12 protein-coding genes and 1 tRNA gene are annotated in these 16,028 nt (G+C 60.6%); 5 read left to right on the top strand and 8 right to left on the bottom strand.

Translation table 11 applies throughout. The annotated features are described in order from the left end of the window. Position 1 precedes the first annotated feature (1 nt). From QD408_RS16575 to QD408_RS16550, 6 genes are all read right to left on the bottom strand, one after another. A complete protein-coding gene (locus tag QD408_RS16575; RefSeq protein ID WP_414140047.1) occupies positions 2–1,504 on the bottom strand; it encodes an SAVED domain-containing protein in 1,503 nt (500 codons plus the stop codon). Between the two features lie 170 nt (positions 1,505–1,674). Further along, entirely contained in the window at positions 1,675–5,490 is a 3,816-nt protein-coding gene (locus tag QD408_RS16570) for a vitamin B12-dependent ribonucleotide reductase (RefSeq protein WP_414140046.1), read from the bottom strand. A 583-nt stretch (positions 5,491–6,073) separates the two neighbouring features. Further along, a complete protein-coding gene (locus QD408_RS16565) occupies positions 6,074–6,655 on the bottom strand; it encodes a hypothetical protein (protein WP_414140045.1) in 582 nt (193 codons plus the stop codon). A 195-nt stretch (positions 6,656–6,850) separates the two neighbouring features. Next, complete coding sequence (gene gpt, locus QD408_RS16560; RefSeq protein ID WP_088681043.1) at positions 6,851–7,345, bottom strand: xanthine phosphoribosyltransferase; 495 nt, start codon at positions 7,343–7,345, stop codon at positions 6,851–6,853. A gap of 204 nt (positions 7,346–7,549) precedes the next feature. Continuing rightward, positions 7,550–8,392: a universal stress protein gene (locus QD408_RS16555; RefSeq protein ID WP_414140044.1), complete on the bottom strand. Its 843-nt coding sequence runs from the start codon at positions 8,390–8,392 to the stop codon at positions 7,550–7,552. A gap of 96 nt (positions 8,393–8,488) precedes the next feature. Next, positions 8,489–9,262: a competence/damage-inducible protein A gene (locus tag QD408_RS16550; protein ID WP_414140043.1), complete on the bottom strand. Its 774-nt coding sequence runs from the start codon at positions 9,260–9,262 to the stop codon at positions 8,489–8,491. A 148-nt stretch (positions 9,263–9,410) separates the two neighbouring features. Between QD408_RS16550 and QD408_RS16545 the strand changes: the two genes are divergently transcribed. Beyond that, positions 9,411–9,495, top strand: a tRNA-Leu gene (locus QD408_RS16545). A gap of 388 nt (positions 9,496–9,883) precedes the next feature. On the opposite strand, the gene QD408_RS16540 is transcribed toward QD408_RS16545, so the two are convergent. Continuing rightward, positions 9,884–10,249: a VanZ family protein gene (locus tag QD408_RS16540; RefSeq protein ID WP_088680997.1), complete on the bottom strand. Its 366-nt coding sequence runs from the start codon at positions 10,247–10,249 to the stop codon at positions 9,884–9,886. A 214-nt stretch (positions 10,250–10,463) separates the two neighbouring features. Between QD408_RS16540 and ilvA the strand changes: the two genes are divergently transcribed. From ilvA to QD408_RS16520, 4 genes are all read left to right on the top strand, one after another. Further along, a complete protein-coding gene (gene ilvA, locus QD408_RS16535; protein ID WP_414140042.1) occupies positions 10,464–11,714 on the top strand; it encodes a threonine ammonia-lyase in 1,251 nt (416 codons plus the stop codon). Positions 11,715–11,751: 37 nt separating this feature from the next. Beyond that, positions 11,752–12,078: an HlyU family transcriptional regulator gene (locus tag QD408_RS16530; protein ID WP_088680995.1), complete on the top strand. Its 327-nt coding sequence runs from the start codon at positions 11,752–11,754 to the stop codon at positions 12,076–12,078. Positions 12,079–12,335: 257 nt separating this feature from the next. Further along, positions 12,336–13,604, top strand: a complete 1,269-nt coding sequence (locus tag QD408_RS16525) for a diguanylate cyclase (protein WP_414140041.1) — start codon at positions 12,336–12,338, stop codon at positions 13,602–13,604. 363 nt (positions 13,605–13,967) lie between these two features. Continuing rightward, positions 13,968–15,161 carry an MFS transporter gene (locus QD408_RS16520; RefSeq protein WP_088681042.1) on the top strand — a complete coding sequence of 398 codons (1,194 nt, stop codon included), beginning with the start codon at positions 13,968–13,970 and terminating at the stop codon, positions 15,159–15,161. Positions 15,162–15,212: 51 nt separating this feature from the next. On the opposite strand, the gene QD408_RS16515 is transcribed toward QD408_RS16520, so the two are convergent. Further along, entirely contained in the window at positions 15,213–15,989 is a 777-nt protein-coding gene (locus tag QD408_RS16515) for a glucose 1-dehydrogenase (RefSeq protein WP_088680993.1), read from the bottom strand. Positions 15,990–16,028: the final 39 nt, after the last annotated feature.

The raw sequence follows: 16,028 nt of genomic DNA, 5'->3' as shown, positions 1-16,028 counted from the left end.
CTCAACCAATCCTGAAAGAGGGGTGGTAGCTGCCATCTACGACACCCTTGAAATCGAACTCGTACAGCGTGACTGGCCCCATCGAGTCCCGATGCTGGCCCATAAAGAAGGTGAATGCGTTCGGCCCCGATATGAAGAAATGGCGCCGGGCACCGAAGGCCGGACGAAGGGCTTTCACGGCTCCTGCTATCTGGTCTGCAAGGTCCGCCGCGTGCTCGCCGCCGACCAAGGACTTTTGGCTGGTACCGTTTTCCGGGACGACATGAAGAATACGTCCAATGTCTGGAACCTTTGCCCTAACGTATTCCTCTACATCCGCGATGGCATCACGAGAGAAGCTGACGGCGACCGCGACGTCCGGGCCATCGCCAATATCGATAACCGAAGTCACCGCGCGGGGACCGGTCTTGTCGTCATCAGCCCGCCAGACCGTCGTCGGCCCGCGCCCTTTCTGATTCAGCTCCACATGCGTGTTCGTCTTGAAGCCGAGCAAGGCGCCCGCAAGGAAGGCGACCGAGGAATGGCTGTCGAGGAACAGGCGGATGTTTTTGTCGGTTTCGCGAACACGGAAAATGAATTCTTCCACCGCAGGCCGGACATCCGTGTTCCAGTCCGCGCCCGGCTGGAGATGCCGTACGTCGAACATGTGGTGCAGCGACAAGGTGTTTTCTGGCGCGGCATCAAGGTAGTCGGTCGGGCCGTCGCTGAATGAGCGGATGGAGATGTTCTTCCTGTTGTCCGCCAGCGGAGGCTTGATCCAACCCTGCTCGACGCAAATTTCCTCGAATGTCTGCCTTGTGAGGACATTGCGTTGCGTAGCCTTGAGCTTTCTGGCCGCGCCGTCGTATTTATACTCAAGGCTGTTGCCGCCAGCGGCGAGGCCGACGAGCTTGAAATAGAGGTCGACGTTCTCCCGCATCGCCTCGAGCGAGTGATAGCAATCGATGATGTGAAACGTCTCAACGATAGCCTTCAGTTCGTCGTTGTCGTTGAGGCCAAGATGCTCACGCCACAGTTTACGGATCTTGCCCATTGCACTGCGGTCAGTAGTGCCATCGAACAGCTTGTCCGTGTTAAGCGCTTTATCACTTTGCCGAATTAGCCCATTCAGAGGATCGTCGTCGAAAATGCGATCGGTGGTCACCAATGTGAACGTCGAGCCGGCAGGCGCCTTTTTTACTGCGTCGCGGAGTCGCTCCAGGATAGAGATCTTCTCCGCCCCAATGAAATCAGGTTCGATCAGATCGGCGTAGCCGAAGCGGCCAGCTTGGTTGACGTGAAACTTGACCTGGTGATGCGCTGTCATAATCCTGAACGGGCGGCGGCTCTCCATCCCGGGGTCGTAGCGCACGACAACGTCATCGAAACCCTTCGGCCCGTCGGCCTCGTATGAGACCTCAACGACATGGGCCTTCTCCGGGTCGCGCAGACCGGAAGCATGTATCCAGAAGAAGCGGGCCTGATAGTCGTGCCCGTCCCAGTTTGCAATCACTGCGTCTGCCATACTCGAATTCCGTGCCTGTCTAGTTGATTCCTGTTTTGTTCCTTAAGGCATTTTCCGGGCACCGAGATGCCCGGAAGGTTTTGCGCTTTGACCAAAATGGCCGACTTAATGTCATTCTCAGCGGCGCAATGAAGAACTCAATGGCGCGCTACATCATCGCCAAACTTTCCTCAGCTGCACCCACTCGTAGCCCCACAAGTATCGCACTTCTCGCAAGTCCCGTTCCGCACCATCGTGAAGTTCTGGCACTCCGAGCACATGTTGCCCGTGTAACCCTGCATGATCGAGCGCTGGCGGCGTTCGGCTTCCATTTTCTTGGCTTCCGTCTTGGCCGAGGCGGCGTCGGCTGCGGCCTTGTCGGAGAAGAGGGCGGTCGCGTCGCTGGTGATTTCCTCGGTCACCTCTTCGGCGATCTCTTCCGCCAATTCCTTGGCGCGTTCCTCGTAATCGCGCTTGAAGGCGACGATTTCGGAGGTGGAGATGGCAACCGTCGGCTCCAGCTTGCGGGCAGCGCTGCCGGCAAAGGCGGTCACGGTGCCGGTGGAGGCGGCGCGGGCAGGGGCTGCGGTGGCGGCACCCTTGGGTTCGCCCGCCTGGCGCTCGCCGCCAGTGCCGGATACCAGCGTCGGCTTGTAGCCGCGGGTCCAGCCGGTGGAGAGCAGGTTGGTCTTGCCTTCCTGGATGCCCTTGCCGAGTGCCGTGTTCGAGAAATCAGACGTATCGACATGCGCGAGATCGTGCCGGCCGAGATAGGAGACGGCGAGTTCGCGGAAGACGTAGTCGAGGATCGAGGTGGCGTTCTTGATCGCATCATTGCCGATGACCATGCCGGCCGGCTCGAACTTGGTGAAGGTGAAGGCCTCGACATATTCTTCGAGCGGCACGCCATATTGCAGGCCGAGCGAGATGGCGATGGCGAAGTTGTTCATCATCGCACGGAAGGCAGCACCTTCCTTGTGCATGTCGATGAAGATCTCGCCGAGGCGGCCGTCGCCGAATTCGCCGGTTCTGAGATAGACCTTGTGTCCGCCGACGGCGGCCTTCTGGGTGTAGCCCTGGCGGCGGTTCGGCAGCTTCTCGCGTTCACGCGAAACACGCTCGATCACCCGTTCGATGATCTTCTCGGTGACGGTGACGGCCTGGGCGGCGACGGGCGCCTGCAGCAGTTCCTCCAGCGCATCCTCGTCGTTCTCGTCTTCGATCAGCGAGGCGTTGAGCGGCTGCGAGAGCTTCGAGCCGTCACGGTAGAGGGCGTTCGCCTTCAGGCCGAGCTTCCAGGAGAGCATATAGGCGTTCTTGCAATCCTCGACGGTCGCCTCGTTCGGCATGTTGATCGTCTTGGAAATCGCACCCGAGATGAAGGGCTGGGCAGCCGCCATCATGCGGATATGGCTTTCTACCGAGAGGTAGCGCTTGCCGATCTTGCCGCAGGGATTGGCGCAATCGAAGACCGGCAGATGCTCGGCCTTGAGGAAGGGCGCGCCTTCCAGCGTCATCGCGCCGCAGACATGGATGTTGGCGGCTTCGATGTCCTTCTTCGAGAAGCCCATATGGTCGAGCAGGTTGAAGCTCATGTCGGAGAGCTGCTCGTCGGAAACCTTCAGCGTCTCCTTCAGGAAGTCGGCGCCGAGCGTCCACTGGTTGAAGACGAACTTGATGTCGAAGGCGCTCTTCAGCGCGGCGTTGACGGCTTCCACCTTCTCGTCGGTCAGGCCCTTGGCCTTCAGCGTCGACGGGTTGATCGCCGGCGCCTGGTTCAGGTTGCCATGGCCGACGGCATAGGCTTCGATCTCGGCGATTTGGCTTTCCGAATAGCCGAGTGTGCGCAGCGCTTCCGGCACGGCGCGGTTGATGATCTTGAAGTAGCCGCCGCCGGCGAGCTTCTTGAACTTGACGAGGGCGAAGTCAGGCTCGATGCCCGTGGTGTCGCAATCCATGACGAGGCCGATCGTGCCGGTGGGGGCGATGACCGAAACCTGGGCATTGCGGTAGCCGTGCTTTTCGCCGAGCTCGAGAGCCTTGTCCCAGGCCGATTTGGCATGGGCGGCAAGATCCTGGTCCGGGTTTTCCGAATGGATCAGCGCGACCGGATCGATCGACAGCGCCTCATAGCCGGAGGTTTCGCCGTAAGCGGCGCGGCGATGGTTGCGGATGACCCGCAGCATGCTTTCGCGGTTCGGTGCGAAGTTCGGGAAGGGGCCGAGTTCGCCGGCGATTTCGGCCGAGGTCGCATAGCAGATGCCGGTCATGATCGCCGTCAGCGAACCGGCGATGGCGCGGGCCTCGGTGGAGTCGTAGGGAATGCCCGACGACATCAGCAGGCCGCCGATATTGGCGTAGCCGAGGCCGAGCGTGCGGTATTCGTAGGAGAGTTCGGCAATGCGCTTCGACGGGAACTGCGCCATCATGACCGAGATTTCGAGCACGACGGTCCACAGGCGAACGGCATGTTCGTAGTCGCCGATATTGATGCGCTTGGTGGCCTTGTCCTTGAACTGCAAGAGGTTCAGCGAAGCGAGGTTGCAGGCCGTGTCGTCGAGGAACATGTATTCCGAGCACGGGTTCGAGCCGCGGATCGGGCCGCCGGCCGGCGAGGTGTGCCAGTCGTTCATCGTCGTGTTGAAGTGGATGCCCGGATCGGCCGAAGCCCAGGCGGCATAGGAAATCGTTTCCCAGAGGTCGCGCGCCTTCAGCGTCTTCATCACCCGGCCGTCCTTGCGGGCGGTCAGCTTCCATTCGCCGTCATTCTCGACCGCGCGCAGGAAGTCGTCCTTGATCGAGACGGAGTTGTTGGAGTTCTGGCCCGATACCGTGAGGTAAGCTTCCGAATCCCAGTCCGTGTCGTAGGTCTTGAATTCGAGATCCTTGTAGCCCTGGCGGGCGAACTGGATGACGCGCTGGACGTAGTTTTCCGGAACCTGGTCCTTCTTGGCGGCGCGGATCTCGCGCTTCAGGGCAGGGTTCTTGGCCGGGTCGAAGCAATCGCCGCTATCGCCGCCTTCGCAATTGAAGCAGGCCTTCATGATCGCCTTCAGGTGCCTGGCGACGATCTTGGAGCCGGTGACGAGGGCGGCGACCTTCTGCTCTTCCTTGACCTTCCAGTTGATGTATTCCTCGATATCGGGATGGTCGATGTCGACGACAACCATCTTGGCGGCGCGGCGCGTCGTGCCGCCCGATTTGATGGCGCCGGCGGCGCGGTCGCCGATCTTCAGGAAGCTCATCAGGCCGGAGGAGCGGCCGCCGCCGGAAAGCTTTTCGCCTTCGCCGCGCAGCATGGAGAAGTTGGAGCCGGTGCCGGAGCCGTATTTGAAGAGGCGGGCTTCACGCACCCAGAGATCCATGATGCCGCCTTCGTTGACGAGGTCGTCTTCGACGGACTGGATGAAGCAGGCATGCGGCTGCGGATGTTCGTAGGCGGACTTCGACTTGGTCAGCTTGCCGGTGAAGGGGTCGACGTAAAAATGGCCCTGGCCCGGGCCGTCGATGCCATAGGCCCAGTGCAGGCCGGTGTTGAACCACTGCGGGGAGTTCGGCGCGACGCGCTGGGTGGCGAGCATATAGGCAAGCTCGTCCTTGAAGGCTGCCGCATCTTCTTCCGAAGAGAAATAGCCGCCCTTCCAGCCCCAATAGGTCCAGGTGCCGGCGAGACGATCGAAGACCTGGCGCGCATCGATTTCGGAGCCGGTCTGCTCCTCCTTCGGCAGGTTCTTCAGCGCGGCATCATCGGGAACGGAGCGCCACAGGAAGGAAGGAACGTCGTTTTCCTCGACCTTCTTCAGACGGGTGGGAACGCCGGCCTTGCGGAAATACTTCTGCGCCAGAACGTCGGTGGCGACCTGCGAGAACTGCGCGGGGACATCGATATTCTCGAGGCGGAAGACGATCGACCCATCCGGGTTCTTGATCTCGCTCGTCGCCTTGCGGAATTCGATATCCGCATAGGCGCCTTGGCCGGCCTTCGTGAAACGACGTTCGATGCGCATAGTCTTGACCTCGCGTTGGCGCCCGTCCCCGGGGCGCAAATTTCCTATCCGGCGGCAGATTATCGTCGTGCAGCCAGCCTCGTTTCCGTATTGTGACAGGGGTGTCATCCGGAGAGATGTCTTCCTGTATCTTGTGGTGATGGTGGCTGCAAACGCTAAATATAGTATTAACAGCTTATTATCGCCAGTCCCGACGCCGCTTTTTTTGGAGGCTGAAAACCGCGCAAAAATCCTGTCGGGCCTGAACCGCTCCCGGTGCAAAACCCTGATTCTGCGTCCTGTTTTTCAAAAGGGAACCGGGCTCGTTACCTCCGGTCCTGTCGCCGCCGCAACATCAGTCACAATAAAGTTTGAAACAGGTGATTCCGTCAAGGGCTGGCTCTTAATTGAATGGTAACCACAACATATTGTGGATGCGCCTGTGGAGATTGGGGAAAGCCGGGGAATGTTGAAATTACAATGGCTTGCAGGTGCTGCCGGCTAAGGAAAACGGCGCGGCGGCAAAAAAGCGCCTTGCGGCAAATCTTGTGATGGCATTTTCGATGCAAATGCGCATACCGATTCGCCCCGCCTGCGAGCGCCCTCAGAGCGCATCGATGGCGATGGTGACGATCGCCACGCCGATCGGCCTGTCCGCTTCGTCGAGGACGACGAAGCTCGCCTGGGTTTCGAGCATCTGCGTGGATTCGTTGCGTTCCGCCCGGTCGATGAAGATCTCGCGGGAGCCGTTGGCGAAGGTTTTGAGGTATTTCTCCTCGTCGCCCTGCCAGTAGTCGGCGGTGATGATGCTCTGCCCGACATTCAGCCCATGCGCGTCGGTGACGAAAAATTCGACGATCGCCCCTTGCGAAGCGTCCTGCCTGGCCTTCAGGTAGTGCGAGACCGATTTGTCGAGCAGCAGCTTGACCATCTGCAGGTGGTCCTGACCGATCTCCGACCGGTAGGCTTCGTCGAGAACCCGCATATCCATTTCGCTGACATTGACGAACTTCGCATTCTGCTCGGCAATGGCGCTCAGCACCAGCGGCGTCTCGACCAAGGGCCTGATCCGCTGTTCGACATAGTCGCGCACGAGGGGCACATAGGCAGATTCGGCGTGGGCGGGAAAAACACATGCCGCCAGCCCGACCGACAGAATTGCTCCGAGATGCCCCCACCGCGCCATTTTGCTTCCCCGTATCGCATCATCAGTTTGCACGTTTTAAGCGCAACCTGACACGATTCTCAAACCACCGCGTCTATGAGAAGAAAATAAAATAGGTGTGGGAATCCCGGTAGCGGAATCAGGCAACCCCGCGGACAAAATCTGGAACAATTTCAAGTGGTAATTGCGAGGATCACGCGCCGCTGCCGGCGGCGGTCAGCGTGCGCCCTTGGCGATCGGCTCCTGATAGGTGAAGCCCATGTCCCAGGGGAAATAGATCCAGGTATCCTGGCTGACCTCGGTGACGAAGGTGTCGACGGTCGGCACGCCCTTCGGCTTGGCGTAGACGCAGGCGAAATGCGCCTTCGGCAGCATGGCGCGCACCTGTGCCGCGGTCTTGCCGGTATCGGTCAGGTCGTCGATGACGAGCACGCCTTCGCCGTCATTTTCGGTCAGCTCGGGCGTGATCCCCTTGAGCAGCACCATGTCGCCCTGGTTCACATAGTCATGATAGGAGGCGACGCAGACAGTCTCGATCAGCCGGATGTTCAGTTCGCGCGAAATGATCGCGGCCGGAACGAGGCCGCCGCGAGTGATGCAGACGATCGCCTTGAAGGTTTGGCCGAGGCCGGCAAGGCGCCAGGCAAGCGCACGCGCATCGCGGTGGAACTGATCCCAGGAAACGGGAAAGGCTTTATCGGGAAGGGACATCGGGCTGCTCCGCGGCATGATGGAAACGACACGCCGTTTACCGGCGACCGGACGGGCTTGACGCGGCGATCGGCAAAACGGGAAATCGCGCAAGATGCTGCTGCGCGAGATCGCGAGCTGCAGCGCGCGAGCTGTGCCGAGGCGCGAAGCCGTCATCGGTCGCCGCTATTAGCGGGATTTGCCGGCAAAACGCAAGAGCAACGGTTATCGCGACAACAGGGTCAGCGCCGTCATCGATTGCAGCACGGTTTTCGTCGTGCCCCCGAAGATCGTCTGCCAGAGCCAGGAATGCGTGTAGGCGCCCATGACGAGAAGATCGATGCTGCTGTCGGAAAGCCGGTTCTCGATGACATCAGACGTGTGCTTGTCGATACTCTCCGCCGTGGAAAGCGTCGCCTTTACCCCGTGACGGGCAAGCGTGGCGGCGATCTCGGCGCCTGCCGTCAACGGCGATTGCAGCGCCGTGTCGGCCGGATCGACCGAAAAGATTTCCACCTCGTCGGCCGCTTTCAGGATCGGCAGCGCGTCGAAGGTCGCGCGCGCCGCCTCCTTCGAGCCGTTCCAGGCGATCAGCACACGCTTGATCGGCTTGGGCTGGCGAATGATATAGGGGATCATCAGCACCGGCCGGCCGGTCTCGAAGAGGAAGCTGTTGACGTCGACGTGGCTGTCGGAGGGTTTGGCGGGATCGGCCTGCGAGGCGATCAGCAGATCGGCACTGCGGGCGCTTTCGAGCAGCGGTGAGGAGCCGTAGCCGGTTGATGTGGCGAAGCTGCGCCACTCGAAAGAGCCGCCGGCTGCGGCCGCTTTCTCCCGGAAGATGCGCTCCACCGCGACTGTTTCGCTGTGCGCCATGTCCTGCAGCGCCTGCACGGCGACGGGGTCGGGAATTTCCATCGGCGCTACAAGCGGCACGGCGGAGATGGTTTCGGCATGAAGGCCGATCACATGGGCGCCGCTTTCGGCGGCGATGGCAAAGGCGAAATCGGCAACGGCGCCGCTATTGTCCGCCGTATCGAGAATGGCGAGAATGGTTTTGTAGGACATATCAATTCTCCTTGCGCTGAAATGGTTTGCGCGAGGAAAGGAATGCACCGGACCCTTCTCCAGTTCCTTGATGTCAATCAAGGATGGTCGGCTCTCCTAAGCCTCGGCGGAATGATTTTCGGCGATATCCTTCCTCCGGCGGATGGTCTCGATCATCGCCTGCACCTCGGCGCCGGCCGCATCGATCACCGCCTGCGAACGGCCGCGCACGACGATCTCGGTGAAGAATTTCTGGCCGACATATCGGGGGTAGGAACCGATGCTGGTTTCCGGATGCGCTTTCTGGATCGCCGTCAGCGGCGTGCCGATCTCGCCTTCGCCGTAAGGGCAGGCGATCGCCAGCGAAAGCACGGGCGTGCCGGTCCGAAGCGTCGGCAGCACGTTGTCGACCATCGCCTGGAAGACCTGCGGCACGCCGGCCATGACATAGACATTGCCGATGATGAAGCCCGGCGCCGTCGAGACGGGATTGGCGATATGAGCTGCACCCCGCGGCATGCGCGCCATGCGCTGGCGCGCCTCGGTGAACTCCATCTCGCGGCGCTTGTACATATCGGCAAGCAGCGCCATTGCCGCTTCGTCATATTCGCAGGGCACGCCGAAAGCCTTGGAGATGGCATCGGCCGTGATGTCGTCATGCGTCGGCCCGATGCCGCCTGACGTGAAGACGTAGTCGTATCTGCCGCGAAGCGCGTTCAGCGCCTCGACGATCGCCTCCTCTTCGTCGGCGACGATGCGCACCTCCTTGAGGTCGATGCCGGAAAGGGTGAGCAGATCGGCGAGATGGCCGATATTCTTGTCCTTGGTGCGCCCGGAAAGAAGCTCGTCGCCGATGGCGAGCATGGCGGCGGTGACGATGTCGTGGCTCATGGGATGTTCCGTGATGTGAAGCTCGCAAATAGGTAGCGTCCTTCGGCCGCTTTGCAAACAGCCGCCCAATGCGTTCGAATGAGGCATGATTTTTACGCCTCGCGGCTCTTCCCATCGCCAATGACGCAAGATATTGAAAACGCAGCAAGCGGGCGTGGCGAAACTGGTAGACGCAAGGGACTTAAAATCCCTCGGCCTTGGCTGTACGGGTTCGATCCCCGTCGCCCGCACCACCTTCGTAATCCCATTTGAATAGGCTGCTATTGAATATGCCTGTATATTGTGCATAAAGGCGGGTTATCGCTTGACAAAGGCATTTTCGGTGCAAGCATTGCGCCGCGACGGTTGAGTAAGTGTTGTCTTGTGGGGAGTAAGGCGATGGTTTACGATTGGAGTGGGACTAAGACTCGGCGCATCCGGATCTTCAAAACCAGTGCCGCGCTTGTTCTGGGAACTGCGATGGCCGCGATATCGCTGTTCTTCTGGGCGGTTCAACTGCGCGGTTTCTAGATCGTCCTTAGCGCATCCCAGGAAGACGCGCTAAGGACGATCTATCACGTTTCAATCCGCACATCCCGAATTCGATCTTCGGGATTGTGCGTGCTCCGTCGCTGACGATAATTACTGTTCTGCCAGCGGAAGCGCTCTCGCCTCGCGCCATTTGTTGATCACCCAGCCGGCCACGAGCCCGATGGCGGCGCCCACTGCCTTGATGCCGGCATCATGCAGGCGCGCATGGCGGGTCGGCGCGAAATATTGCAGATATTCAATGGCGACAGCGCCGACGATCAGTAGCGCCGCCACCGTTTTCCATTGTTTCGGATAGGCAAGCGCAAAGGCGAGCCCGAGGACCACATAGGCGCCGGCGCGGTCGGTATTGACGGTCGTCACGGTTTCCGGCCTCAACCCGATGGGCGAGACGGTCATGAAGATGATCGAGGCGAGCAGGAGCCAGGCGAGCGGTCTTGCGAATTTGAGTGTCGTCATGGCCTCATATTAATGGCCGGCCCTTTCATTGACAGTTAAAATCAGTTCATGTGCCGCCAATTTCGCGATTGGTTTAAGAAAGCCTTTCGGCGAGTGAGATCGCTCCGGGGCGGGAACCGGTCGCGAACGAACCGCAAGCGGGTGAAACGGGCTTTCTTTTGCCGGCCGGGCTGTGCGATAGCGGGGTGGCTAAATGTAAGATTGGACCACGCCCGTGACGAGACTTGATGTCGAAAGCGCCGAACAGGCAATGCGCAGCCTCTTTCCGGCAACGCCGCTGCAGCTCAACGATCATCTCTCTGCCCGTTACGGGGCCGATATCTGGCTGAAGCGGGAAGACCTGTCGCCGGTACGCTCCTACAAGATCCGCGGCGCCTTCAACTTCTTCCGCAAGGCGATCGGGCAGGGGGCTTCGGCCAAGACCTTCGTCTGCGCCTCGGCCGGCAATCATGCCCAGGGCTTTGCCTATGTCTGCCGCCATTTCGGCGTGCCGGGCGTTGTCTTCATGCCGGTGACGACACCGCAGCAGAAGATCGACAAGACCCGCATGTTCGGCGCCGAATTCATCACCATCCGGTTGTTCGGCGACTTTTTCGACCAGTGCTACCAGGCGGCGCGCGAGCACGTGGAGGCGGTCGGCGGCGTCATGGTGCCGCCCTTCGACCATGCCGATATCATCGAGGGACAGGCGACGGTCGCAGCCGAAATCATGCAGCAATTGCCGCAGGGAACAGTGCCCGACATGGTCGTCCTGCCGGTCGGCGGCGGTGGCCTTGCCGCCGGCATCACCGGTTATCTCGACGGCACCGTGCCGAAATCCGCCTTCGTCTTCGCCGAGCCCGCTGGTGCGCCGAGCTTGAGGCGCAGCATCGAGGCGGGGGAGGTGACGACGCTTGCCAAGGTCGATAATTTCGTCGATGGCGCCGCGGTGGCGCGCATCGGCGACCTGAACTTTGCGGCACTCCGCGATTTTCCGGCCGAGCAGGTGCGGCTGATGCCGGAAAATGCCATCTGCGTCACCATTCAGGAGATGCTGAACGTCGAGGGTGTCGTGCTGGAGCCGGCAGGCGCGCTGTCGCTGACGGCGATCGCCGCGATGGACGCCCAAGCGATCCGCGGCAGGACGATCGTCGCCGTCGTCTCCGGCGGCAATTTCGATTTCGAGCGTCTGCCTGACGTGAAGGAAAGAGCCATGCGTTACGCAGGGCTGAAGAAATACTTCATCCTGCGGCTTGCCCAGCGTCCCGGCGCGCTTCGGGATTTCCTCAATCTGCTCGGCCCCGACGACGATATCGCCCGTTTCGAATATCTGAAGAAATCGGCGCGCAATTTCGGCTCGATCCTGATCGGCATCGAAACCAAGGCGCCGGACAATTTCGCCCGGCTGGTCGCAAATTTCGAAGCTGCGGGCATGGGTTACGAGGATATCACCGAAAACGAGATCCTCGCCAACCTGATCATTTGACTTGGCGACTGCGCCGCCGCCGTGCTAGAGACGGCTCATGGCTTCGTTCATTTCAAATATCATTTCGATGTTCTCCGGCGGCGGCAAACCGGCTGCGGAAGCGGCAGGCCCTTCCGGCGAGCCGCAGCTTTACGCCGATTGCACGATCTATGCCGAACCGCGCAAGGAAGGTGGCCAGTATCGCCTTGCCGGCCGCATCGAAAAGAAGGTCGGCGACGAGGTGCTGGTGCGCAATTTCATCCGCGCCGACATGTTTTCCTCCTCCGATGATGCGATCGAATGCACGGTGCGCAAGGCGCAGCAGATCATCGATCAGCACGGTTCGTCGCTTTTTGGCGACGGCGAGAAGGTTCGCCAGGTCTGAAATCGGGTTCCGGATAGGATCGGGATCGTACCGGCCGGAAATTTCCTTGCTTTTCAAGCCTATGAGCCGGCTGCTCATCCGAGCCGCGTGATCTTGCATACCTAATCTTAAAGGATTGCGGTGAAAGATGCCGCCTGCAGGATTTGCAGGGCTGCCCTCGTGTTTCACTTTTTCGGACGATCGACCACAGGAACCGCCGCCGCGATCGCCACGCCGGCAGGGGGCTGGCAGCGCCCGCCGGAAGCCGGGGTGTCGTAATGGCGACGCTCAACCTCGCTCTCTTCGTCGTCGAAGCGGTCGCCTATTTCGTGCTGATGGTGACGCTGCTGCATTTTCGCCACCGGCTCGGCCTCGGGGTTTTCCTGACGGCGCTCGGCGTCATGCATTTCATGGAAACCTATCTGGCGGCGGTCTTCTACGTCTCGCTGCCGTTCGGAAACGTGTCGCCCGGCTCATCCGTCTTCTTCTCCGGCAAGCTGATGATGATCCTGATGCTCTATCTGCAGGAGGATGCCGCGACGGTGCGCCAGCCGATCTACGGCCTCTTCCTCGGCAATCTCCTGACGGTCGGGATCGCCTGGGTGCTGCAGATACATCAGCCGCTGCAGATGTCGGCGGGCCACACGCCCGACGTCGATTTCCTCAAGGAGATGGGCTGGCTGATGATCTGGGGCACGGCGCTGCTCTATATCGATTCGCTCGGCATCATCCTGCTCTACGAAAAGCTCGGGGATTTTTTCCGCCGGCGTGTCGTTCTGCGTTTCATGATCTCGGGCTTTGCGCTGCTGACCTTCGATCAGGTCGGCTTTTTCGCCGCGCTGCATTACTTCCTGGACGTGCCGGCCGCCGTATTCTGGGGCGGCTGGAAGGCGAAGATGCTTGCCGTCTGCCTCTATGCGGCAATGTTTGCGATCTACGAATATCACATCCGTCGCGTCGGCGCGGACGCCTCCGCCCGATCCATCAGCGACGTGTTCGGCGACCTGACCTTCCGCGAGCGCTACAACGATCTTCTGGAACGCACCGGCCGCGACATGCTCACCGGCGTCTACGATCGTACCCGCATGGAGCTGGAGGCGCCGTTGATGGTCGGCGAGGCGTTGAGGCAGGGACTATCCGCCACCGTCCTCATCATCGATGCCGACCACTTCAAGGACGTCAATGACGGCTACGGTCATCTCCAGGGCGATGAGGTGCTGAAGGCGATCGCCACTCGGCTGGGCACGACGCTGCGCTCCAGCGACCGTATCTTCCGCTTCGGCGGCGAAGAGTTCGTCGCCGTCTGCCCCGGTACGAACCATGAGGAAGGGCTGCTGCTTGCCGAGCGCCTGCGCTGGACGATCGCGACCAGCGTCAAGACGCCGGATGACAAGCCGGTGACGGTCAGCATCGGCGTTGCCACCGCCGATGAGGACGGTAGCAGCTTCACCACGGTGCTCTCGGCGGCCGACGGCAGGCTCTATGCAGCCAAGAAGAGCGGCCGCAACTGCGTCGTCGGCCGTTCCGGCGTGGTGAGGCTCGGTTAGCCCGGGCAAGCTCGTCTTGCCCAGGCAAGTTTGTCTTGCCCAGGCAAGCTCGTCTTGCCCGTGCAAGCTTGCCTTGCCCCGGTAAGCTTCCCATTTGGCAGCAACCCCGCCAGCCCATAGATATTCTTCCAAGTACGGCGCGCCGCCCCAGCAAGGGAGCGGACGAGTCGCCCCTCCAGCATGTCGATCGGATGGAGTGCTCGCCATGGTGTTGACGATGTTGAGTAAACAGAAATTTTCTCCTTAGGAATGTCGTCTTTTCAATAGGTTACGGGTACTATGAAAACGGCTTGTTAGGAAAATACAAACGTGATCTCCATTGCCGCACATTCCGATGAATTGTCTTGCGAGGGGCTTGGAAACATGAGTGATGCGGTTGCACAGCAGCGGGTCGATGGCGGCGAATTTGCCGTTTTGTGTATCGGAGGGTTTCTCCTTTCGATCGCCTATGGCGTAACCTTCCTGATCCCCATGCTGGTGGGCCAGCGGGGCGGGGACGAGGCGCTGGCCGGTCTGATCATCTCGGCGGCGACCGTCAGCACCGTCATTCTCGTCATCCTGTCCGGTCACATCGCGGATGCCATCGGCTCTGCGCGGGCAGTGGCGTTTTCCGGGCTGTTTCTTGCTGCATCCGGCTTGGGATTTGCCATGGTCCCGTCAGCGGGATTGAGCCTGATGGCCGTCGGTTTCATTCTCGGGATAGGCTGGGGCACATTCTATGCGCTCGGCCCCTTGCTGGTCGCCGCGATCGTCGAGCCGGAGCACCGGATCAGGTTTTTTGCGCTGCTTTCCGGATCGATGATGTCGGGCATCGGCGCTGGCCCGATCATCGGCCGTTTTGCTACCGGCTGGTCCATGCCGATCGAGACGGCCTTCATGTTTGCGTCCCTTTCCAGCCTTGCCGGCGGCGCACTTTACTTCCTGCTCCACATCAGGCTGACCAATGCCGGCAAGATTTTGCCCCATGTCAATAAGATCTCGTTTGGCGCGGCGCGCCAGGTGATCGCTTCTCGGGCTATGTACTCCATCGTCATGGTCGGCATCGGCGGCGCGATTTTCGGCGGATTGTCCAGCTTTCAGACCAGCTACGCCAAGGCGCATGGGTTCGACTACTCGCTTTTCTTCATTGGTTTCATGTCCTCCGCCATCTTGAGCCGGTTGTTCGTGGCGGGATATGTGGTCAAGAGAGACCCGTTCTATTCGCTTCTGGTTCTGACGAGCCTGACGCTGGCATCGATCGCGCTGTTCCTGACGGTGACATCGAGTCATCTGGTCTATCTGGGGGCGGCGGCGATGCTGGGGCTGGGATATGGGCTGACCTATTCCGTCATCAACGGCCTTGCCGCAAATGAAGCGCCGGCCGGCCTCATGCCGCAATCGCTGCTGCTATTCTCGCTGGCCTATTTCATCGGCGTCTTCGGTTTTCCGCTGATCGCCGGCAAACTCATCGTTTCATCAGGCATTCAGACCATGCTGTACGTGTTGCTCCTGCTTGCCATGCTGAATTTTGGGATCGTCCTGTTTCGGGTTGCCCATCGTGCAATCCATGTAAGCTAAGGCGGAGCATTCGCGGGGCCGGACAGGTTCGACTTGCCCGGCCCTGCTTGTTCAGGCAGCGCGGAAGATCTTGGCGCCGGAGGGCGCGCTCGTCATGCCGCCGTCGACAGTGATTTCGATGCCGGTGACATTGGCTGAATCGTCAGAGGCCAGATAGAGCGCTGCCTTGGCGATTTCGTCGGCTTCGCTCATGCGGCCAAGCGGGCTGAGGCCGCCCATACGGGTCTCGAGCACCGACATTGCGTCTTCCGTTGGCGCCATCGGCGACCAGATCGGCGTCTTCGTGGCGCCTGGAGTGACCTGGTTGACGCGGATGCCGCGCGGCGCGAGTTCTGACGCCATGTTGCGCGTCATCGCCCGGACCGCCGCCTTGGTGGCCGCATAGGCGGACCAGCCGGGAGCTCCGAGCACGGCATGCACCGAACCGTTGAGGATGACGGAACCGCCGTCATTGAGATACGGCAGGGCCGCCTGCACGGTGAAGAAGACCGCTGTCAGATTGGTGGTGATGATCCGGTTGAACTGCTCCGGCGAGGTGTCACCGAGCGGTGTCGCGCCGCCGATGCCGGCATTGGCGAAGACGATGTCGAACTTGCCGACCTTTGCGGCGGCTTCCGCGAAGGCCTTTTCGGTGGCGGCGGCATCGGTGACATCGACCTGCAACGCCAAAACGCCGGCGCCGAGCGTCTTTTCGGCGGCAGCGAGCGTTTCCGGATTGCGGCCGGTGATGACGACCCTGGCGCCCTCATCGATGAAGACCTTGGCGGTCGCAAGACCGATGCCGCTGTTACCGCCGGTAATCAGGGCGACCTTGTTTCTTAGACGCATGATTCATGCTCCTCTTGGAAATGACAACGATCTGGATTA

It is taken from the genome of Rhizobium sp. BR 249 (genome assembly GCF_047445895.1).
Taxonomy (GTDB): domain Bacteria; phylum Pseudomonadota; class Alphaproteobacteria; order Rhizobiales; family Rhizobiaceae; genus Rhizobium.
Note: the sequence above shows the minus strand (reverse complement) of the source record. Positions and strands in the feature narration are given on the sequence as shown.